We start from the raw sequence: 21,385 nt of genomic DNA on the forward strand, positions 1-21,385 counted from the left end.
CGCAGATCAAAAAAGGGCCCGATCCAGACAGATCGGGCCCCATTTTTCGATTTGATCGGGCTTAGAGGCCCATAGCGGCCTTGATTTGGTCGATCACGCCTTGAACCAGCTCGGGGTTCTCGGCAGCTTGAGCGATCGCCTGTTGCAGCGCGGCTTTTTGCAGCGTGCCCATCTCGCTGCCTTCAATCATCTCGCCCAGCTTTCCAGCGTCGAAAGCGTCAGGTGTCAGGAGATCGGCAATCCCCATCGCGTCGCCAGCCGTATCCGCAGCGCCGTCGGTAACAGCATCAGTCACAGCGTCGGTCGCACCGGTCACGGCATCCGTGGCGGCGTCGGTGGCTGATTCAACGGCTTCTTCGACTGCCGCGGCAGCCTCAGCAGCAGCGGCTTCAGCGGCGGCAGCGGCTTCAGCAGCCGCAGCTTCGGCGGCAGCAGCAGCTTCGGCAACTGCGGCTTCGGCAGCGGCAGCGGCCTCGGCAGCAGCAGCTTCGGCAGCAGCAGTTGCTTCGGCCTCAGCGGCGGCGGCGGCTTCGGCAGCAGCAGCTTCGGCGGCGGCGGCTTCAGCAGCGGCGGCTTCTTCGGCGGCAGCGGCAGCTTCGGCAGCGGCTGTGGCGGCTTCCTGCTCGGCCATCTTTGCCTGTTGCCCGGAATACCAAGTGTATCCTCCGAACCCGACAACGACCAGAAGCAGCAGAATGATCCAGGTTTTCTTCATGGTGTGTTCCTCAACTTGTCACCAGACGCATTTTGCACGTCTCAGGGCAGGACTTGCGCCATAGGGTAGGCATTCGCAAGGGGAGAAACAGCGATCTTGCGTCAAAAGGCCAACTATCGGCTTGAAAGCGCCGGGGCGGGCCTTTACCTTCTGCGCCCAAGCTTGATGGCAATATCAGAAGGAACGACACCATAGCTCGCAGACCTCATAACGCCCCTCCGCAGCGTGACACCGGCCCCCGTGTGAACGATCGCATCCGGTCCGACGAAATTCGCCTTATTGGCGCCGACGGTGAAAACGTCGGTGTGGTCACCCCCGCGCGTGGCATGCAGCTGGCTGACGACGCCGGGCTGGACCTGGTCGAAATCTCGCCCAATGCAAACCCGCCCGTGTGCAAGATCATGGATTTCGGCAAGTTCAAATACGAAACCCAGAAACGGGAAGCCGAGGCGCGCAAAAAGCAGAAGATCATCGAGGTCAAAGAGGTCAAGTTCCGTCCGAACACTGACACGCATGACTATGACGTGAAAATGCGCAACGTGTTCAAATTCCTGGAAAACGGCGACAAGGTGAAGGTCACCCTGCGCTTCCGCGGCCGCGAAATGGCGCACCAGAACCTGGGGCGTGAGCTGCTGGAGCGCGTGGCCGAGGACATCAAGGATCTGGGCAAGGTTGAAAACATGCCCAAGATGGAAGGCCGTCAGATGATCATGATGATCGGACCGCTGCCGAAGTAGACCTTCAATGATGTGAAACGCTCCTTCGACCGGCAGGTTTTCCATGAAAACACGGCCGAGAGCATCCAGACAAGAATTCAAAGCCCCGGCGAACAACCGGGGCTTTTTCTTTTCTAGATTAATGCCTTACGGCTGGCTCATTCGCTCCAGCCATGCACATGAACATCACGGCCAGAATGCTGCTTCATGATGTCGACCGCCAAGGCCTCTTTGTCTTTGTCGATCGTGCGCACCCAGATCAGAATACCACCATTCTTGAGCTGATTTTCATAGTAATCCTTGTGATGCTTGTCGACACGACGGGCCAGAATGATGCCCAATGCCGCAGACGGGCTGCCGCCAATCGCGACGGCCGCAACCGACGCGGCCACCGTGCTGGCCGGGGTCAAAAGCGACAACAGCGCAGCATAGGATCCCAAGAAGAAAAGCCCGCCGATGATCCCACCTTCAAGCTCCCCCATCGCCTCTTCGGATACGAATGCGGCGCGGGGGGCGTCGGGATTGTCCTCCAATTCTTCAGGCCGAAGGAAGGCGGATCCCAGCTTCTCGATCATCGCCTCTTCGCTGCCAAGAACCGAAATATCATAACGGCTGAACCCGGCCATCATCAGATCGTACATGGCCCCTTGCATCGACTTGACGCTGTCGAAAACGCCTACGGCTTCGGGGATGTTGATATATGTGGTGTTTTCATGGGACATGACGTGCCTCCATTCCTTAAAAAACCAACTGGAGAATGATAGCACCAAATCGCCGGTTTCGACGTTGATGCAAGTCACGCAAAGCGAAAAAGGCCCCGCGATTGCAGGGCCTTTCTGTCAACTTACTTGGGACAACTCAGCAGGCGGCAACAGCCCGTTTTGCCATCACGCCGACCAGATGCGCGCGATATTCGGGCGATCCGTGGATGTCGCCGATCATGTCACCGGACGGGGTCAGGCCGTCCAGTGCCTCTGGTGCGAAGTTGGCCGACAATGCCTCTTCGGCGCCGGCCCAGCGGAACACGCCATCTTCGGACGCGCCAGTGACAGCCACGCGCACGTCCGAGCCTTTACGCGAGACGAAGACGCCCACCAGCGCAAAACGGGACGCAGGCTGGTCGAACTTCACGTAAGCCGCCGCGTCCGGGATCGGGAATGTCACCGACGTGATGATCTCGGTTTCATCCAAGGCCGTTTCGAACAGGCCCTGGAAATAGTCATCCGCGGCGATGTCACGCGCCGAGGTGACGATGGTCGCCCCCAGACCCAAGGCCGCAGCCGGATAGCAGGCCGACGGGTCATTGTTGGCAAGCGAACCACCGATCGTGCCGCGATTGCGCACTGCCGGATCACCGATGCCCCCCGCCAGCGCCGACAAGGCCGAAATCGTGTCGTCCGCCGCCACATCCGCGTGACAGGTGCCCGCGCCGACGGTGACCGTGCCGCTGTCGGACGATATCCCCTTCAGCTTGTCGATTTTCGCCAGCGAGACCAGCACGGACGGGGCCGCAAGGCGCTGTTTCAGCGTGGGGATCAGGGTCTGCCCGCCCCCCAACACCTGCGCGTCCTCATGCTTGCGCAGCATGCGCACGGCTTTGCCCAGTTTGGAGGGCGATTTGATGTCAAATTCATACATGTCCTGTCCTCCTTACTTCTGCATTGCCGCCCAGACGCGCGAGGGCGTCAGGGGCATGTCGATATGGGTGATGTCGCTGCCGCCACGTCTAAGCGCATCGACGACGGCATTCACCACCGCGGGCGGGGATCCGATCGCGCCGGCTTCACCGCAGCCTTTCACACCCAACGGGTTGTGGGTGCACGGCGTCTGACAAGAATGATCGACCGTATAGAACGGCAGATCATCGGCGCGCGGCATGGCGTAATCCATGAACGAGCCGTTCAGAAGCTGACCGTCCTCGTCATAAACCGCGCCTTCCAGAAGCGCCTGGCCGATGCCCTGGCCGATACCGCCATGCACCTGACCGTCGACGATCATCGGGTTGACGATATTGCCGAAATCATCGGCCGCCGCGAAGGCTTCGATCGTCACCTTGCCAGTGTCAGGGTCCACTTCGACCTCACAGGCATAGGCGCCGGACGGGTATGTGAAGTTCGCCGGGTCGTAAAACGCGGTTTCTTCCAACCCCGGCTCGATGTCTTCGAGCGGGTAGTTGTGCGGCACGTAAGCGGCCAGGGTCACATCACCCCAAGCCACCGATTTGTCGGTGCCTGCCACGCTGAACTCACCGTTTGCCAGTTCCACGTCACCCTCGGCGGCTTCCATCAGGTGCGCCGCGATCTTTTTCGCCTTGGCGATGATCTTTTCCGTCGCTTTGAACATGGCCGAGCCGCCGACCGCCAGCGAGCGCGAGCCATAGGTGCCCATGCCCATCGGCGTGTTGGCGGTGTCGCCATGCACGATCTCGACCATGGAAGGATCAATGCCGATCATCTCCGCGATCACCTGCGGGAAGGCGGTTTCATGCCCCTGCCCGTGGCTGTGGCTGCCGGTCATCACGACCAGCCCGCCGGTGGCGTTCACCCGCACCGTGGCGCTTTCATACAGACCTGCGCGCGCGCCCAATTGGCCCACAAGGTTCGACGGCGCAATGCCGCACGCCTCGATATAGCAGTTCACGCCCAGACCGCGCAGCTTGCCCTTGGCCTTGGACGCCGCGGCCCGCTTTTCAAAGCCCGCAAGATCCGCGATCTCTTCCAGCTTGTCCATCGTCGCGACGTAGTCCCCGGTGTCATACTCGACCGCCACAGGCGTGGCATAGGGGAACTCGGTGATGAAGTTCTGACGGCGAAGCGCAATCGGGTCGACGCCCAGTTCCAGCGCAGCCTTCGAAATCACGCGCTCCAGCTGATAGGTCGCCTCGGGACGCCCGGCCCCGCGATAGGCATCGACCGGCACCGTGTTGGTGAACACCGCCTTCACGTTCACATAGATCAGCGGCGTTTTGTAATTGCCCGCCATCAGCGTGCCATGCAGCCAGGTCGGCACCGACGGCGCGAAGGTGGACAGATAGGCGCCCATGTTCGCGTGGGTGTCCGTGCGCAGCGCGGTGAAGTTATTGTCCTTGTCCAGCGCCAGCTGGATTGTCGTCACGTGGTCACGCCCGTGGGCATCCGTGATGAACGCCTCGGAGCGGGATGAGGTCCACTTGACCGGCCGGTCAATCGCCTTGGCCGCGAAGGTGCAGAATGCCTCTTCGGCATAATGGAAAATCTTCGATCCAAAGCCACCGCCCACATCCGGGGCCACAACCCGCAGTTTGTGTTCGGGAATACCCAACACGAACGCGCCCATCAAAAGGCGGATCACATGCGGGTTCTGGCTGGTGGTAAACAGCGTCGAATCGCCCGAGGAACTGTCGTAGTCGCCAATTGCGACGCGCGGTTCCATCGGGTTGGCCACCAGACGGTTGTTGACCAGATCCAGCGTGGTGACGTGGGCCGCGTTCTTGAAGGCTTCTTCCACCGCCCCCTTGTTTTCCTCAACGAACCCCCAGTCGTAACACAGGTTCGACGTCAGATCGTCATGCACCTTGGGCGCGCCGTCGGCCAGCGCGGCTTTCATGTCAACCACGGCGGGCAGCTCATCAATGTCAGCCTCGATCGCCTCGGCGGCGTCGCGGGCCTGTTCGGCGGTTTCGGCAACCACAGCGGCGAACGCATCACCCACATGGCGCACCTTGCCCTGGGCCAGAACCGGATGGGCCGGTTCCTGCATCACTTCGCCGTGCTTGTCGGTGATCTGCCAACCGCAGGGGATGCCCCCCACCTCGGCGAAATCCGCGCCAGTAAACACCCGCACGACGCCCGGCATTTCCTGGGCAGCGGATGTGTCCACGCCTTTCAATGTGCCATGCGCGACCTGCGAGCGGGCGAAGGCCACATAGGCCTGGCCGCGCTTGTTCATGTCGTCGGTGTAGTTTCCCTTACCGGTCAGGAACCGGATATCTTCGCGCCGCTTGTTCGGGGCGCCAATGCCTCCATCAGCCATGTCTGATTCTCCCCTTTATTCAGCGGCCACGGCAACATCCTGACCGGATGCCGCCATGATCGCTTTGACAATGTTGTGATAGCCCGTGCAGCGGCACAGGTTGCCCGACAGATGCGCACGTACCTCAGCCTCGGTGGGCTTCGAGTTGACCTTGAGAAGCGCTGACGCCGCCATCACCATGCCCGGTGTGCAAAACCCGCATTGCAGACCGTGATGGTCCTGAAACGCCTGTTGGATCGCGCCCAGCGATCCATCTTCGTTCGCCATGCCCTCGACAGTGGTGACCTCGGCCCCCTCGGCCTCGGCGGCGAACATGTTGCAGCTTTTTACAAGCTTTCCATCGACATGCACCGCGCAGACGCCGCATTGCCCGGTGTCGCAGCCGACATGGGTGCCGGTCATCCCCAGCGCCTCGCGCAGATATGTGGACAAGAGCATGCGCCCTTCGGCAGGTGCCGAAACAGCCTTGCCATTCACGGTCATTTTGACCTGTGCCATGGTATCCTCCCTGGATTTTGTATTGTTGTTAGCGCCAGCAAAGCACGACAGGCGGGTTCTGAGAACCCCCCAATATCGCGAGAGTTGCAGTTTTCTGACCATTCGGTTGAATTCAGGCGCCCATCAAACAAACAAGCGTGCCGAAGGCACTCCTCTGGATCACGCCTGCCGATCGCGCATCCGGCCGCGCTGCGGAATGTCCTTGAGCAGCCCGCCCACCCCCATCGCGGCAATGTCCCCCGGGGTCACCGGCACGCCACACAGGATCCGCTCCATCACCCAGTCCGCACCGTTCAGCGCCGGAGACCGGGCGCACCCCGGCAGGCCAATCACCGGACGCCCGTCCAGTGCGCCCAGAAACAACAGGTTGCCCGGATCAACCGGCATACCGAAGTGATGCACAATACCCCCTGCAGCGCGCAGAGCCTCCGGCGCCACGTCGTGCAGGTCCGAGGTGGCCGATCCGGTCAGGATGAACAGCACCTCACCGGCGGCCATTTTCAACGCATTGGCCAGGGCATCAACCGAATGCGGCACGATGGTGTTGGCCCCCAGCGTCACGTCCAATCGGACCAGCCGTTCGCTCAGAACCCGGTGTCCCTTGACGCCATCATCCGCGCCGAAGGTGGTCTGGATCAGCCCCGCCTGCGACACGACTGGCGTGCGCAGGGACAGAGCGCCCTGCCCAGCCTCACAGGCCGCCTGCACCGCGTCATCCGCCACGCCGTAGGAAATAACTTTTACCGTCGCAACCATGCCGCCCGCGGCAACCTGCTTCCAGGGGCGGAGCGTCGCCAGAGTGATCATCGGGTCCACCCGGTTCAGCGCCGCGACCCGGTCCGCATCCACGTCAACAATGCCCGGCCCCTCCGCGATCAGGTTCACCCGGCCCGTCGTGGCCACACTGGCCCGTAGCCCTTGCCCGCAGATCGCCGCCGCCACACGGGTTGCGGCCGCGTCCTCGGCCACGTCCTCTGGGTCCAACCGCGCCACGGTGAGCTCGGACAAACCTGCGTCGGACAAGGCCGATAAGTGCTTGCGCTCCAACACCAGCCCTTTTTTCAACCGCCCACCCGGCACCGCGACGGAATGCGCCAGCACCGCGCCAAGCGCGTCAGATATGGGAACAGGCCCGAACTTCATCCGCGTCGCAGCCGTTCGATGATCTGCGCCATCACCGACACGGCAATCTCGGCGGGGGATTTCGACCCGATATCCAGCCCGATCGGCGCATGGATGCGGGCGATCTGGTCCGGGCTGAAACCCCGGTCGACCAACCGTTCGACCCGTTTCGCATGGGTGCGTGTGGACCCCAGGCAACCGACGTAAAACACATTCGAGACCAACGCGGCCTCAATCCCCGGATCATCAATCTTCGGGTCATGCGACAGGGTCACGACAGCGGTGCGCGCGTCCAGCCCGAAACCGGGCAGAATGTCATCCGGGTAATCCTCACGAATATCTTCGCCAGGAAACCGCTCTTCGGTGGCAAAGGCGCCGCGCGGGTCGATCAGAAGCGGATCGAACCCGGTCATGCGCGCCATCGGGATCAGCGCCTGGGCGATGTGAACGGCGCCGACCACGACCATGCGCAGGGGCGGATTGTGGATCGCCACGAAGGTCACACCATCTTCCTCGAAGCCCGACCGATCACCACGGAAGCGGTCGTCATGGCCGTCGCGGGCCACCGCGCGCACCCAGCTTTCGGTGTTCACCACATAGGCGACCGGCACCCGTTCGGCGCGCGCCAACACCAATTCGGCCAGCAACAGCTCGCTCAGCCCTGCGCCCACCGGTTCGACCAGGATGCGGATCGTGCCGCCACAGGCCAGCCCGACCGCAAACGCGCTGTCATCCGACACGCCGAACTCCAGAATGCGGGATTTTCCGTCTGCCAGAGCCTCCTGCGCCTCAAGCACCACCGCGCCTTCGACGCAGCCGCCCGAGACCGAGCCGGCGATCTCTCCGTCACCAGAAATGGCCAGTTGGCTGCCAACCGGGCGTGGCGCGCTGCCCCAGGTCTGCACAACCGTGGCTAGCACAGCCCCACTCCCGGCCCGATGCCAGGACAGGGCGGTTTCGGGAATGTCATCAAACCTGTTTGTCATGGGGGAAGGTTGCCTGCCAAGCGATGGCGGCGCAAGGGCAAAGGCTCATCCCGTTCTACTCGATCAATGACATCAACCGCGCTTTTTCGCCCGCATCGTCAGGTCGGGAAATCGCCTGGGCCAGATCCATCAGCGACGCGATATTGTGACCGGCCCGAAAGCTGTCGACATGGGGCAACATGGCGCGGATGCCGGCAGCTTTGGGGGCAAACCCGTCCCAGCGCAACAGCGGGTTCAGCCAGATCAGGCGGCGGGCCGACAGTTGCAGCCGCTCAACCTCGCGCGCAAGTTCGTCGGGATCGTCGCGGTCCAGCCCGTCGGTGATCAAAAGAACCACCGCCCCCTGCCCCAGCACCCGGCGCGACCAGTCGCGGTTGAATTCGTGCAGGCAGGCACCGATCCGTGTGCCGCCCTCCCAGTCCTGCGCCTCGGCCCCGGCGGCGGCCAGGGCCACGTCGACATCCCTTGTGGCCAGATGGCGGGTGATGTTTGTCAGCCGGGTGCCGAACGTGAAGCCATGCACCTTGGCCCAGCCCGCGCCCTGAGTGTTCGCCACCGCATGCAGGAAATGCAAAACCGCCCGCGAATAGGCGGACATCGAGCCGGAAATGTCGCAGATGACCACCAGGTTCGGCCAGCGGATGCGCTGTTTCTTCACCGCGAAATTCTGCAACTCCCCGCCGGTGCGCATCGCCTGCCGCAGGGTGCGGCGCCAATCCACCGCGCTGCCCTGCGGATGGGCCATGCTGCGACGGGACAGCAGCGGTTTCACCGGCAGGGTCAACCGCGCCAACATGCGCTTGGCTTCGGCCATTTCCGCATTGGACATCTGTTCGAAGTCCAATGAGCGCAGCCGTTCCTCGGAGGACATGGTCAGGGTCGCGTCGATCTCGATCTCGGTGCCCTCGCCCTCGGGCAGGTCCGGCGCGTCACGCTCAACCCCGTCCAAAAGCGCCTCGGCAGCGCGCTTTTCACCGGGTTTCGCCGCGCGTTCTTCCTGCACCCCGCGCACGGCGGGCAACATCATGGCCATCATGTGCTCCAGGTATCGTGGATCGCGCCAATAGAGGCGAAAGACCTGGGCAAACACGCGGCGTTGTTCCGGTTTCGACACGAATACGGAATGCAGCGCCCAGTAGAAATCAGTTTTTTCGCTGAAGCCCGTGGCGGCAATCGCCCGCACCGCCTCGATCACCTTGCCCGGCCCCACCGGCAACCCTGCCGCCCTGAGCGCACGGGCAAAATGGGCGATGTTCGCGGCCAGCCGCGGGTTGTCTGGCAGCTCAAACGGCGGGAGCTCGGTCATCCGCCGATCTCGCCCTGCACCTCATCCAGAATGCGCTTCGCCTCGGACCCCTGAAGCTTTTGAATGTCGTCCTGATACTTCAGGATCGCGCCCAGCGTGTCGGCGATCACATCCGGCGACAGGTCGATCACATCCAGCGCCAATAGGCATTTCGCCCAATCGATCGTTTCCGCCACACCGGGGCGTTTGAACAGATCCTCGGTGCGCAATTTCTGAACGAAGGCAATGACTTCGCGGCTCAACTTTTCGCTGGCCTCTGGCGCGCGGGCGGACAGGATTTCCATCTCGCGGGCAAAATCCGGGTAATCGACCCAGTGATACAGGCAGCGCCGTTTCAGCGCGTCGTGCACCTCGCGCGTGCGGTTCGAGGTCAGGATCACGATCGGCGGCTCGGGCGCCTTCACCGTGCCCAATTCGGGGATCGTGACCTGGAAATCGGACAAGGCTTCCAGCAGGAACGCCTCGAACGGCTCATCGGTACGGTCAAGTTCGTCGATCAACAGGACCGGCGCACCACCGGCTTGTGGGCTCATTGCCTCAAGCAGCGGGCGGCGGATCAGAAACCGGTCGGAAAACAATTCGTCCGTCAGCGTGTCGCGGTCCGTGCCCTCGGTCACCTCGGCCGAGCGGATCGACACCATCTGCGCCGGGAAATTCCATTCATACACCGCCGAGGACGCGTCCAGCCCTTCGTAGCATTGCAGCCGGATCAGTCGGCGCCCCAGCCCGGCGGCCAGTGCCTTGGCGATCTCGGTCTTGCCCACGCCCGCCTCGCCCTCCAAAAACAGCGGCCGGCCCAGGGTCAGCGCCAGAAACACCACCGTGCCCAGCGCGCGACCACAGACATAGTCTTGATCCGAAAGCATTTTCTGCACGGCGTCGATAGAATTTGGGATCTGGGTCATGAGGCCTCCTTTTGCCGTTGCAATGGGGCATGGCGCGGGCGGGCGGGTCAAGCCCGACTTGCAGAATGTCACCCCACGGGCCAAGAGGGGGGATGCACGCCGTGACCCGCCCCCGTCTGACCGCCCTGATCGCCGCCGGGATCGGCGCGGCGGTATTTTCCTGGCTGGGCGTGCCACTCCCCTTCTTGCTGGGGCCAATGATGGGCTGTCTGCTTGTCGCCTTGGCCGGTGCCCCTATGGAGGGTATGGGCACGCTGGGCATCGTCATGCGCACGATCCTGGGCGTGGCCATCGGCGCGTCCCTGACCCCCGACACCCTTGCCGCGCTGCCAGGTTTTGCCCCGACGCTTCTCCTGATTCCCGTCTTCATCGCGGTTATCGGCGCGATAGGCTATCCGTTCTTTCGCCGGGTCTGTGGTTTCGATCCGGCGACCTCGTTCTATTCCGCCATGCCCGGCGGGCTGCAAGACATGCTGATCTTCGGCGAAGAGGCCGGTGGCGACGTGCGTGCGATGAGCCTGATCCACGCCACTCGCATCCTGGTGCTGGTGACGATCGCCCCGATCCTGATCACCCTGGCCTGGGGTGTTGACCTGACCGCCGCGCCGGGGCAACCGGCCAGCGAGGTCGGCTGGGTCCAGATCACCCTGATGACCGTTTCGGGTATCGCGGGTTGGAAGTTTGCCGAACGCGCCGGGCTTTTTGGCGCGTCGATCCTGGGGCCGATGATCCTGACCACGATCCTGTCACTAAGCGGCGTAATCCAGACCCGCCCCCCGGCCGAGATGATCTGGGCCGCACAATTCTTCATCGGGTTGGCCGTGGGGGCGAAATACGCGGGCATCACCGCCAAGGAAATCCGAGTCGATATCGGCGCAGGGCTTGCCTATTCAGTACTTCTTGCTGTGATTTCTATCCTGTTTTTCCTGGGCGTGGCCTGGATCAGCCCGGCGGATGACCTGGACGTGCTTTTGTCCTTCCTGCCCGGCGGTCAGGGGGAAATGGTGGTGATCGCCATCGTTACGGGGGCCGATCTGGGCTTTGTCGTTACCCACCACCTGCTGCGTATCTTCACGGTGATCATCGCCGCCCCGATCGTGGCCCGCCGGGTGGCGCCAAAACGCTAGGGCTTGCACCGTGTGCCTGGGACGGCGATGCTCATACGGCTTGAAAAGGAAACACCATGCCCTTCGACCTCTGGCTTGCCTTCGTCGCCGCCTGTTTTGCGATCCTGCTGATCCCCGGACCCACGGTGTTGTTGGTCCTGTCCTATGCCCTGACCCAGGGGCGTCGGGTGGCCGTGGGCATGGCGCTTGGCGTGGCCCTGGGCGATTTCATCGCCATGAGCGCCTCGCTTGCCGGGTTGGGCGCACTCGTGCTGGCCTCGGCCACCCTGTTCACGGTGCTGAAATGGGTCGGGGCGGTCTATCTTGTCTATCTGGGCGTGACGCTTTTGCGCGCCGGGCCAGTTCGGTTCGATCTGAATAGGCCTGAGGACAAGCCGGTTGGCGCCATCTTCACCCATGCCGCGGCGGTGACCGCCCTGAACCCCAAAAGCATCGCCTTTTTCATCGCTTTCGTGCCCCAGTTCATCCGGCCCGAGGCAGCCCTGGCACCGCAGTTTGCCATCCTGATCGCGACCTTCGTCGGTTTGGCCGGGGTGAATGCGCTGGCCTATGCGCTGCTGGCTGACCGCCTGCGCAGCCGCATTCGCCGCCCCGGCGTGCTGCGTTGGATGACCCGGATCGGCGGCGGCGCGCTGGTGTCCATGGGCGTGCTGACCGCCACGATGGCGCGTAACTAACCCCGCGACCCCGCTGCAACAGCCGATGGTTTCCATTTTCGCAAAAGTTGACCTAAGTCGCGGAAACTGACACATATTATCGCAACAAAAACGAGGTAGCACGGGACAAACCCGGCCCTTACCAAAGCAGGCGGACGTATGGCGAGTTCCTTGAACCAAATGGGCGGGGCGTAAGATGCGCATCACCGCTGTCACCTGCGTCAAGAACGAAGGTCCCTTCCTGTTGGAGTGGATCGCCTTCAACCGCGTTCTTGGCGTCACGGATTTCCTTTTCTATTCAAACGATTGCACAGATGCGACCGACAAGATTCTGGACGCGTTGCAGGACCGTGGCATCGTCACCCACCTGCCCAACCCGGCGCAGGGACGCAATTACCAGATGGAGGCACTGAAGGCGGCGAAAAAGCACGATCTGGTGCTGGCCTCGGACTGGACCTGGATCGCGGATGTGGACGAGTTTCTGAATATCCACGTCGGCAATGGCACCATCCCCGAACTGATCGAAGCCTGCGGCGACCCGCACGCAATCTCGATCACGTTCCAGTTCTTCGCCAATTGCGACATCGACGACTATGTCGACAAGCCGGTGATCGAGCAGTTCACCCGCTCGCACAATCCCGACATCTGGTGCGATCAAACGGCGCAAGAGGTCAAGACACTGATCCGGCACGATTTTCCGGTGAAATACTACGGCGCGCATCGTCCCTTCATGAAAGACAAGCTGTCCAAGGACAGGCGGCCGAAATGGACCGACGGATCCGGGCGCGACGTGCCGTGGAAATACCGAACTGCGGCCAACAAACGGCGCATCCGCAAGTTTCCCGCCGGGGGCGCGCGCAATTTCGCGACACTGAACCATTATGCGCTGCGCTCGCTCGACAGCTATCTGGTCAAGAACGACCGCGGCGACGTGAACCGCGAAAACCGCGATTTCGACGACACCTATTGGCGTGAACGCAATGATGACGCGTGGGAAGACACCTCGATCAAGCGCTATCTGCCGCGTCTCAGGGCCGAGATGAAGGCGCTGATGGCGGACAAGGAAATCGCCGATCTTCACGCCGAAGCTGTCGCGGCCCACAAGGCCACGCTGGACCGGCTTTTGGCAGATGAGGATTATGTCACACTGCGCAAGCAGTTGAAATCCGTCCCGAAACTCAGCCCGGCCGAGCTGGCCTTGCTGGAGTTGATCGCCTGAGATGGCGCCGCCGAAGGTCATAAACCTGGGGTTCCCAAAATCGGGCACCACGACGCTGGCGCAGGCGCTGACCCAAGCAGGGTTTCGCGTGGCGGACTGGAAGTTGCGCGGCGCGGGGCAAAAGGGCTTTGTTGGCGGGCTGATGTATCGCGGCTATTTCGAAACCGGCGACCCGCTGACATACCTTGGCGACTATGACGCCTTTTCCGAAATCGACGTGGTTCGCGACAAACGTAATTTCTGGCCGCAATGCGATTTCGCCCTGATCCAGGCCATTCGCGACACCCATCCCGGTGCGCTGTTTCTGCTGTCCAGCCGGGACGCGGAGGCGCAGGCCGACAGCATGATGCGTTGGTCCGACATGGGCACACGGCGCCTGCCAATGACCAATATCCCCGGGCTGCCGAAAGGGTTTGGCAAAACCCGCGCGGACCTTACGCGCTGGATCACCGGGCACGTGGCCTTTTGCCAAAAAGTATTCGAGGGGGCCGAGGATTTCCTGGCCTATGACATCAACGACCCGGAGGCGCCGGGCAAAATCGGCGCATTCCTAGGGCGCGATCTGCCCTGGTGGGGGGTGGCCAATGCCAACCCACCTGTTGACGAGTTGAAGGAGGGCGCCGCCTGATGCGCATCTATTTGCATATTGGCCTGGAGCAATGCGGTGCAACACGCATTCAGGAGGTGCTGGACAACAAGCGGGACCAGCTGTCCGACAAGGGCGTATTGTACCCCCGCACGCCGGGGCGGAAAAACCACACACGGCTGTATATGGCGGTGTCGGACCCTGACCGCGTCGACGTGCTGCGCGCCAATCGCGGCTTCACTGATCCGGCGGCACAGGAAAAACTGCGCGCAGACGTGGCGCGGGATTTGGCCGCCGAGGTGGCGAAACACAACCCGGATGTGATGATCCTGTCAGCCTCACAGCTGTGCACCCTGTCGCGCCCGTCGGAACTGGCGCGGCTGAAAGCACTGCTGTTGCCGCTGTCCGATGACATCCGCGTCGTCGCCCATGTGGATGAACAAGGCCGCGTGCTGGCGCGCCATTATGCCGAGGCGGTGTTCTCGGGCCGGGTGTCACCTTTGGATCAGGAGCTTTCTATGCTCGGCGCGGCCTCTTGGCGGGACGCGGCACTGGCAGACTGGGACGAGGTCGATCCGCGTCATCTGGGGCACCCTGAAATTCAGGCCCCACCCTTCTGGCTGGACTATCCCGCCCTGGTCACCGCCTGGGAAGAGGCGTTTGGCGACGGCCGCGTGGCGCTGCGGGCCTATGATGCCGATCTGTTTGCCTCCGAACGGTTGACCGACGAAATTCGCGACGCTTTTTCGATCAAGGCCAACATCGGCAAGGCGGCCAAAGGGGGGCTGCCCGCGATGCCTGCAGCGGCCTGGTTGACCCGTGCGCGGATGTTGAACAAGGTTATGGTGCAGCTTCTGCACAAGGGCCGGATCATCCCACGCCAGCTGTGGCGCCGCTTCATCGGCGAGATTGCGACACCGGGCGAGGCGATGCAGCCCGGATCCTTGGTCGAATTCTCGAAAATGTTCGAAAAGGACAACAAAGCGCTGGTTAAATCCCATGATCTGCCGGCTGAATGTCTGAAACGGGACAGGGCGCAGAAGCCCTGGAGTGAAGCAGACCCGGAAAAAGGATTTCGCGCCAGCCAATATGTGGCCGCCTTCCTACCCCGGATCGACATCATCACCCGTCAGGCCATCCGCGCCGCCCGCCAAGGTATCAAGGCCCAGCAACATGACGAAGAAAGCACGACAAACTCCGGCCTGACCGCCACGGCGGAACGACTGATGTCCGACCGCGCCAAGGAAAACTTTCACGAGCTGAAAGGCGGGCGTTTCGCGCCGCACAACCGGATTGGCCGGGTGAACGAGGAAGAGCTGGCCGCTGCCTTCTCCGAGGTGCCGATGCGCGACCTGCCCAAGGGAAATTCGGGCAACGTCATCGTCGGCTGCATGAAGAACGAAGCGCCATATATTCTGGAATGGGTCGCCTTTCACCGCGCGATCGGTGTCGACAATTTCATCATCTACACCAACGATTGCACCGACGGGACCAGCGAACTTCTGGACCGGTTGCAAGAGCTGGGCGTGCTGCAGCACCGCAACAACGACAATTGGAAGGGTAATTCGCCCCAGCAATACGCGCTGAACCAATCGCTGAAGGAAGACGTGATCCTGAACGCCGAATGGGTGATCCATATTGACGTGGATGAATTCATGAACGTGCGCTGTGGCAACGGCACGCTGGAGGATTTCCTGGAGCGTATCCCCGATGCCACCAATGTCGCGATGACCTGGCGTCTGTTCGGCCACAACGATGTGACGAAGTTCGAAGACGAGCTGGTGATCGAACAATTCGACCAGGCCGCGCCGAAATACTGCCCGAAACCGCACACGGTCTGGGGCTTCAAGACGATGATGAAGAACATCGGCGCCTATGAGAAGATTTCCTGCCACCGGCCCAACAAGTTGCGCGACACGCACCGGCAGAAGGTGCATTGGGTGAACGGCTCCGGTCAGCCGATGGGCGATGAGGTGAAAGAAGGCGGCTGGCGCTCGTCGCTGGGCACGATCGGCTATGACCTGCTTCAACTGAACCACTATGCGCTGCGCTCGGCGGAAAGCTTCCTGATCAAGCGTCAGCGCGGGCGCGCGCTGCATGTGGACCGCTCGATCGGCATCAACTACTGGGTGCGGATGGATTGGGGTGGCAACAAGGACGTCACGATCAAACGCAACATCCCGCGCACCAAGCTGGAATTGGCGCGACTGTTGGAGGATCAACAACTGCGTACGATCCATGAGGCCGGGGTGGCTTGGCACAAGGCCAAAGCCGCCGAGCTGCATGCGATGCCGGAGTTCCAGGAGCTCTATGCCCAGGCGCTGGAAACCGACCTGACCGAGATGGAGCGCGTGGCCTATTCGCTGGCGCTGGACATGGAAAGCTGATGCGCGCGACGGCCATCTTGTGCGTGCGCAACGAAGGCGCGTTTTTGCTGGAATGGCTGGCCCATCACCGGGGCGTCGGGTTCACGGATTTCCTTGTGTTTTCCAATGATTGCGATGACGGGACCGACGCAATACTGGACCGCCTGGAGGCATTGGGCGAGCTGACCCACCTTCGCAACGACGGCCCCCATGAAGGCGGCGTGCAATGGGCCGCGATGAAGATCGCGGACAAGCATCCGCTGGTGAAAAACGCCGACTGGCTGATGACGCTGGACATTGATGAATTCGTGAACATCCACGTCGGCGACCATACGCTGGCGTCTTTGATTGCCACCCTGCCCGACGCGGACGCGATCACGCTGACCTGGCGGCTGTTTGGCAATTGCGGTATCGAACGCTTTGAAGACCGCCCGGTGACCGAGGTTTTCACCCACGCAGCACCCGCCGTGATGTACTGGCCCTGGCGCGCGCATATGTTCAAGACGCTGTATCGCAACACCGGCGCCTATCGCAAACTGGGCGTGCACCGCCCGCGCAGCCCGGTGGATGGCAAGGCCGACGCCACCCGCTGGTTCGACGGCGAAGGACGCGCGCTTGAGACGCGGTTTCGCCGCCAGCAGATCTTTTCCCCGTTCGGGCGTTCGAACATCGCATTGGCGCAGCTGAACCACTATGCCCTTGGCGCGATGGAAAGCTATATCGTGAAACGCGATCGGGGCCGCGCGGTGCATGGTGCTGACAAGCTGGGGCTGGATTATTGGAGCGAGCGCAACTGGTGTAACGTCGAGGACAGCTCGATCCGGCAATGTGACCGTTTGCGCGATGACCGGCTTGCGCGGTTGAAGGCGGATCCGACGCTGGCCCGGCTGCACGCGCAGGCTGTGACATGGCGTCAGGACAGGTTCCATCAACTGATGCAGGAGGAACCCTTCCGAGCGCTCTATGGTCGGCTGTTGATGTCGCCCCCGGCCCAGCCGATTCCCATCGACCGGGCGCGATTTCTGTTTTCATTTGCGCAGCAATCCAGAGGCAAACAGCGTGATTGATGCCAAACCGTCAACTGTTAACGACCTGTTTTCCAATTATCACCGTTTCGCCCCATTGCCCCCGCAATTGAGCCCGCATTACATTGGTATCCGCTGACCTGCCCCGGGATGGGCAAAGGCATGTGGAGTATGAGATGCAGGAAGATGTCCTGACAGTACCTGTTGACCTGGCCGAAGCCAGTCGCGCGGATTGGTTGGCCCAAATCGAAGACATGGGTGAAGAGCGGGGGTATTTCGAACCGCTGGGCAAGCGCCACGCGGCCATCCTGACCGACGAGGGGCCGACCCTGATCGTCACGTTCGAAACCATCGACGCGATCCGGACGGGGTCGGAAAGCCATGAACCGATGGGTTGGGAACTGGTGGCCGAGGACGGCTGGTCCAACCTATGCCTGCTGGCCCATGACGACAGCTGGTTTCGTGACAAATCCGTATATGGGTATTTCGACCGTCTGGTAGATGACGGATTCTTCGAAGATTTCGACCGCGTGGTTTTCTATGGCACCGGCATGTGCGGTTATGCAGCGGCGGCCTATTCGGTCGTGGCGCCCGGCGCGACGGTGATCGCGCTGCAACCGCAAGCCACGCTGGATCCGGCCCTGACCGAATGGGACACACGGTTTCCCGCCATGCGCCGCACCTCGTTCACGGACCGGTATGGCTATGCCCCCGATATGATCGAGGCAGCCGAGGGCGCCTTCATCATCTACGACCCCACCGTGCCGGTGGATGCGATGCATGCGGCGCTGTTTAAGCGGTCGAACGTAACCCGGCTGCGCTGCCCCAACCTGGGCCACACGCTGGAAGCGGACTTGTGGCAGATGGGTGCCCTGCCCGACATGATTGGTGCTGCGGCCCAAGGCAATCTGGATGCACCCATGTTCCACCGGCTGTATCGCCAGCGGCGCACGCATATGCCGTACCTGCGCACGCTGCTTGAGCGGATGCAGAACGCGAACCGCCCGCGCATGGTGCAGATGCTGTCGAACTCGGTCGTCGCGCGCATGAACGCGCCGCGCTTCCGCCGCGCCCGCGAACTGGCCGAACAGCAGTTGGAGGGCACTCCCTCTGAAACCACCCCGATCCTTTGACCGCACCTCGCGAGACTTGTGCAAATCCTTGACGTGGATCAACGAGGACATCTTACCAAACGGATAAAGCATGGCGTAACTTCTTTTGTTTTCTGAAAGGACGCGCACCATGACCAATGGCATTCAACACCTGATTTGGTTCGAAGACCTTCGCCGCGAAGACGGCGCTCTTGTCGGGGGTAAAAACTCGTCCCTTGGCGAAATGGTCGCTAAGCTGGACCCGCTGGGCATCAAGGTCCCACCGGGCTACGCCACCACCGCCGACGCCTTCCGTGCCTTCATCAAGGCCAACGGGCTGACCAAGCTGATCAAGAAGACGATGGAGGATCTGGCGGCCGAAAAGATCACGCTGGCCAAGGCCGGCAAAAAGGTGCGCAAGGCGATTGCCGCAGGCGAATTTCCCGCCGACACCCGGGACGCGATCATCGCGGCCTATCATGAGCTGGGCAAACGCACCGGCCATGCAGAGGCCTCGGTCGCCGTGCGGTCGTCTGCCACCGCCGAGGACCTGCCCGACGCGTCGTTCGCCGGTCAGCAGGAAACCTTCCTGAACGTGCGTGGGGAAAAGGCGCTGTTGGATACCTGTCGGCGCTGCTATGCGTCGCTGTTCACCGACCGGGCCATCACCTATCGCACGATCCAGGGCTTCGACCACCTTGACGTGGCGCTGTCGATTGGCGTGCAGCTGATGGTGCGCTCGGACATCGGTGGCTCGGGCGTCATGTTCTCGATCGACACCGAAACCGGGTTTGACAAATCCGTCCTGATCAACGCCGCCTGGGGCCTGGGTGAAAACGTCGTGCAAGGCGCGGTGACGCCGGACGAATACCAGGTCTACAAACCGTTCCTGGACAATCACGACCTCAACCCGATCCTTGAGAAAAAGCTGGGCGCGAAAGAGAAGAAGATGATCTATGCCGGGCTGGAGGGGGGCGACATTCGCAACGTGCCGACCTCGAAGGCCGAGCGCGCGTCGTTTGTCCTGTCCGACCCGGAAATCCTGGATCTGGCCCGCATGGCCAAGACGATCGAGGAGCATTACGGCTGCCCGATGGACATGGAATGGGCCCGCGACGGCGATACCGGCAAGCTCTATATCGTGCAGGCGCGCCCCGAAACGGTGCAAAGCCGTGCGGATGTGGGGGCGATGAAGTCCTATACGGTGAAATCTGCCGGTGAGGTTCTGCTCAAAGGTCTGTCGGTGGGTGCTGCCGTGGCGACCGGACAGATCTGCCTGATCGAGGACGTGAAGAACATCGACAAATTCGTTGATGGCGCGATCCTCGTAACCTCCACCACCGACCCGGACTGGGTGCCGATCATGAAACGCGCCAGCGCCATCATCACGGACGCGGGCGGGCGCACCTCGCACGCGGCGATTGTCAGCCGTGAACTGGGCGTGCCAGCCATCGTCGGCACCGGCACTGCGACCCACTTGCTGCACGACGAACAGGAAGTGACGGTCTCCTGCGCCGAAGGTGACGAAGGCATCATCTATGCCGGCATCGCCGAGTATGAGGTCGAGGACCTGCGTCTGGACAACGTGCCGGAAACCAAGACCAAGATCATGCTGAACTTGGCCAACCCCTCCACCGCCGCACGGTGGTGGAAACTGCCGGTCGATGGCGTCGGTCTGGCGCGTATGGAGTTCGTGATCAACAACGCGATCAAGGTGCACCCGCTGGCGCTGATCAACTTCGATCAGCTGCGCGATCAGGCGGCCCGCGACGAGATCGAGGAACTGACCAAGGGCTATGACGACAAGACCGATTACTTCGTCGAACACCTTGCCATGGGCCTCAGCCGCATCGCCGCACTTGTCTATCCGAAACCGGTGATCGTGCGCATGTCGGACTTCAAGACGAACGAATACGCCGACCTTCTGGGCGGGCGTCAGTTCGAACCGCACGAAGAAAACCCGATGATCGGCTTCCGTGGTGCGTCGCGCTATTACTCCGAAAGCTACAGCCCCGGCTTCGCGCTGGAATGCAAAGCGATCGAGAAGCTGCGCGAAGAAATGGGCTTTGACAACGTCGTCGTCATGATCCCCTTCTGTCGCTCGCTGGACGAGGCGGACAAGGTGTTGGAGGTGATGGGCCAGAACGGGCTGTCGCGCGGTGAGAAAGGCCTAGAGGTCTATGTCATGTGCGAAATCCCCGCCAACGTGATTCTGGCCGAGCGTTTCGCCGACCGGTTCGACGGCTTCTCGATCGGGTCGAATGACCTGACCCAGCTGACGCTGGGTGTTGACCGGGATTCGGGTGAACTGGCCGATTTGTTCGACGAATCGAACGATGCGGTGACCTGGATGATCCGCACGGTGATCGAAAAGGCCCATGCGCATGGCTCCCACGTGGGTCTGTGTGGGCAGGCGCCGTCGAACAACCCTGAATTCGCACAGCTTCTGGTGGATGCCGAGATCGACACGATTTCGGTCACGCCCGACAGCTTCATCGCGGTGAAGGAACATGTCGCCGCGGCCGAGGCCAAGAAGAAATAGACCTCTTTAGGAGAGGCATCAACAAAAGGGGCCGGTGCGCAATCATCGGCCCTTTTCGTGTGCATAGACCCAGAGGCGCTGTGACGTTTACTGCCGGGTAACCAAATGCTCCTAGCGTGGTCAGGGATAGACTGAACCTTGACCACTGACAGCCTGGGGGACCTCGATGCGAAACATACACCCGGTCGAAGAACTGGCGGAAATCCGCGCCGAGATGCGCCAGCTGAAGGCGCGTGAGGCCGAACTCAGGCGCTATTTCCTGTCCGAAGCTGCGCCCGCCTGCGAGGGGCCTTTTCACCGGGTCGACATCCGCCGGCAACGCGCCCGTGTTTTCGACAAGACCCGCCTGCCGCAGGTCATCCTGTCGGATCCGCGATTCTACAAGGATCGGGTGTCCGACGTGGTGAAGGTGCAGCCCGTCATGGCTCACACCCCGTTGCCTGGTCTTTCGGACGGCTGGGGGGACGACATAGACCTGATCGAACCCTGTCACTAGCGCGCAAGACGCCTTTTC

19 protein-coding genes are annotated in these 21,385 nt (G+C 62.0%); 10 read left to right on the plus strand and 9 right to left on the minus strand.

Annotated features, from left to right (window positions below; all coding sequences use genetic code 11):
- Positions 1-61: 61 nt before the first annotated feature.
- Positions 62-715, minus strand: a complete 654-nt coding sequence (locus MN188_RS05505; RefSeq protein WP_242106582.1) for a hypothetical protein — start codon at positions 713-715, stop codon at positions 62-64.
- Positions 716-957: 242 nt separating this feature from the next.
- On the opposite strand from MN188_RS05505, the gene infC reads away from it, so the two are divergent.
- Positions 958-1,452: a translation initiation factor IF-3 gene (gene infC / locus MN188_RS05510; protein WP_242106583.1), complete on the plus strand. Its 495-nt coding sequence runs from the start codon at positions 958-960 to the stop codon at positions 1,450-1,452.
- Positions 1,453-1,589: 137 nt separating this feature from the next.
- On the opposite strand, the gene MN188_RS05515 is transcribed toward infC, so the two are convergent.
- The 8 genes from MN188_RS05515 to MN188_RS05550 all read right to left on the minus strand — a co-directional run bounded on the left by MN188_RS05515 (position 1,590) and on the right by MN188_RS05550 (position 10,259).
- Entirely contained in the window at positions 1,590-2,153 is a 564-nt protein-coding gene (locus tag MN188_RS05515) for a hypothetical protein (RefSeq protein ID WP_242106584.1), read from the minus strand.
- A gap of 136 nt (positions 2,154-2,289) precedes the next feature.
- Positions 2,290-3,069 carry an FAD binding domain-containing protein gene (locus tag MN188_RS05520; RefSeq protein ID WP_242106585.1) on the minus strand — a complete coding sequence of 260 codons (780 nt, stop codon included), beginning with the start codon at positions 3,067-3,069 and terminating at the stop codon, positions 2,290-2,292.
- 12 nt (positions 3,070-3,081) lie between these two features.
- Positions 3,082-5,442 carry a xanthine dehydrogenase family protein molybdopterin-binding subunit gene (locus tag MN188_RS05525; protein ID WP_242106586.1) on the minus strand — a complete coding sequence of 787 codons (2,361 nt, stop codon included), beginning with the start codon at positions 5,440-5,442 and terminating at the stop codon, positions 3,082-3,084.
- Between the two features lie 15 nt (positions 5,443-5,457).
- Positions 5,458-5,940 (minus strand): (2Fe-2S)-binding protein, encoded by a 483-nt coding sequence (locus MN188_RS05530; RefSeq protein ID WP_242106587.1) that lies wholly within the window; start codon positions 5,938-5,940, stop codon positions 5,458-5,460.
- Positions 5,941-6,099: 159 nt separating this feature from the next.
- Positions 6,100-7,083, minus strand: coding sequence for a molybdopterin-binding protein (locus tag MN188_RS05535; protein ID WP_242106588.1), 984 nt, complete (start codon positions 7,081-7,083; stop codon positions 6,100-6,102).
- Complete coding sequence (locus MN188_RS05540) at positions 7,080-8,048, minus strand: XdhC family protein (RefSeq protein ID WP_242106589.1); 969 nt, start codon at positions 8,046-8,048, stop codon at positions 7,080-7,082. Before MN188_RS05540 ends, MN188_RS05535 begins: the two co-directional genes overlap by 4 nt.
- 55 nt (positions 8,049-8,103) lie before the next feature.
- Positions 8,104-9,354, minus strand: coding sequence for a vWA domain-containing protein (locus tag MN188_RS05545; protein WP_242106590.1), 1,251 nt, complete (start codon positions 9,352-9,354; stop codon positions 8,104-8,106).
- On the minus strand, positions 9,351-10,259 hold the full coding sequence (locus tag MN188_RS05550; protein ID WP_242106591.1) for an AAA family ATPase: 909 nt from the start codon (positions 10,257-10,259) through the stop codon (positions 9,351-9,353). The genes MN188_RS05545 and MN188_RS05550 overlap by 4 nt, the downstream gene beginning before the upstream one ends.
- A gap of 92 nt (positions 10,260-10,351) precedes the next feature.
- Here MN188_RS05550 and MN188_RS05555 point away from each other — a divergent pair, with 92 nt between their 5' ends.
- The 9 genes from MN188_RS05555 to MN188_RS05595 all read left to right on the plus strand — a co-directional run bounded on the left by MN188_RS05555 (position 10,352) and on the right by MN188_RS05595 (position 21,367).
- Positions 10,352-11,386: an AbrB family transcriptional regulator gene (locus MN188_RS05555; protein WP_242106592.1), complete on the plus strand. Its 1,035-nt coding sequence runs from the start codon at positions 10,352-10,354 to the stop codon at positions 11,384-11,386.
- A 56-nt stretch (positions 11,387-11,442) separates the two neighbouring features.
- The gene (locus MN188_RS05560; protein ID WP_242106593.1) at positions 11,443-12,063 is read left to right on the plus strand and encodes a LysE family translocator; all 621 of its coding nucleotides are present in this window, start codon (positions 11,443-11,445) and stop codon (positions 12,061-12,063) included.
- Positions 12,064-12,238: 175 nt separating this feature from the next.
- Positions 12,239-13,261: a glycosyltransferase family 2 protein gene (locus MN188_RS05565; protein ID WP_242106594.1), complete on the plus strand. Its 1,023-nt coding sequence runs from the start codon at positions 12,239-12,241 to the stop codon at positions 13,259-13,261.
- Position 13,262: 1 nt separating this feature from the next.
- Entirely contained in the window at positions 13,263-13,889 is a 627-nt protein-coding gene (locus tag MN188_RS05570; protein WP_242106595.1) for a sulfotransferase, read from the plus strand.
- Positions 13,889-16,234, plus strand: a complete 2,346-nt coding sequence (locus MN188_RS05575) for a glycosyltransferase family 2 protein (protein ID WP_242106596.1) — start codon at positions 13,889-13,891, stop codon at positions 16,232-16,234. The genes MN188_RS05570 and MN188_RS05575 overlap by 1 nt, the downstream gene beginning before the upstream one ends.
- On the plus strand, positions 16,234-17,280 hold the full coding sequence (locus tag MN188_RS05580) for a glycosyltransferase family 2 protein (RefSeq protein ID WP_242106597.1): 1,047 nt from the start codon (positions 16,234-16,236) through the stop codon (positions 17,278-17,280). The genes MN188_RS05575 and MN188_RS05580 overlap by 1 nt, the downstream gene beginning before the upstream one ends.
- Positions 17,281-17,414: 134 nt before the next feature.
- The gene (locus MN188_RS05585; RefSeq protein ID WP_242106598.1) at positions 17,415-18,371 is read left to right on the plus strand and encodes a phosphoadenosine phosphosulfate reductase; all 957 of its coding nucleotides are present in this window, start codon (positions 17,415-17,417) and stop codon (positions 18,369-18,371) included.
- Positions 18,372-18,480: 109 nt separating this feature from the next.
- Complete coding sequence (ppsA, locus tag MN188_RS05590) at positions 18,481-20,871, plus strand: phosphoenolpyruvate synthase (protein ID WP_242106599.1); 2,391 nt, start codon at positions 18,481-18,483, stop codon at positions 20,869-20,871.
- A gap of 166 nt (positions 20,872-21,037) precedes the next feature.
- A complete protein-coding gene (locus MN188_RS05595) occupies positions 21,038-21,367 on the plus strand; it encodes a hypothetical protein (protein ID WP_242106600.1) in 330 nt (109 codons plus the stop codon).
- Positions 21,368-21,385 lie beyond the last annotated feature (18 nt).

Origin of the sequence: Aliiroseovarius subalbicans (assembly GCF_022678625.1) — a bacterium.
Lineage (GTDB): Bacteria > Pseudomonadota > Alphaproteobacteria > Rhodobacterales > Rhodobacteraceae > Aliiroseovarius_A > Aliiroseovarius_A subalbicans.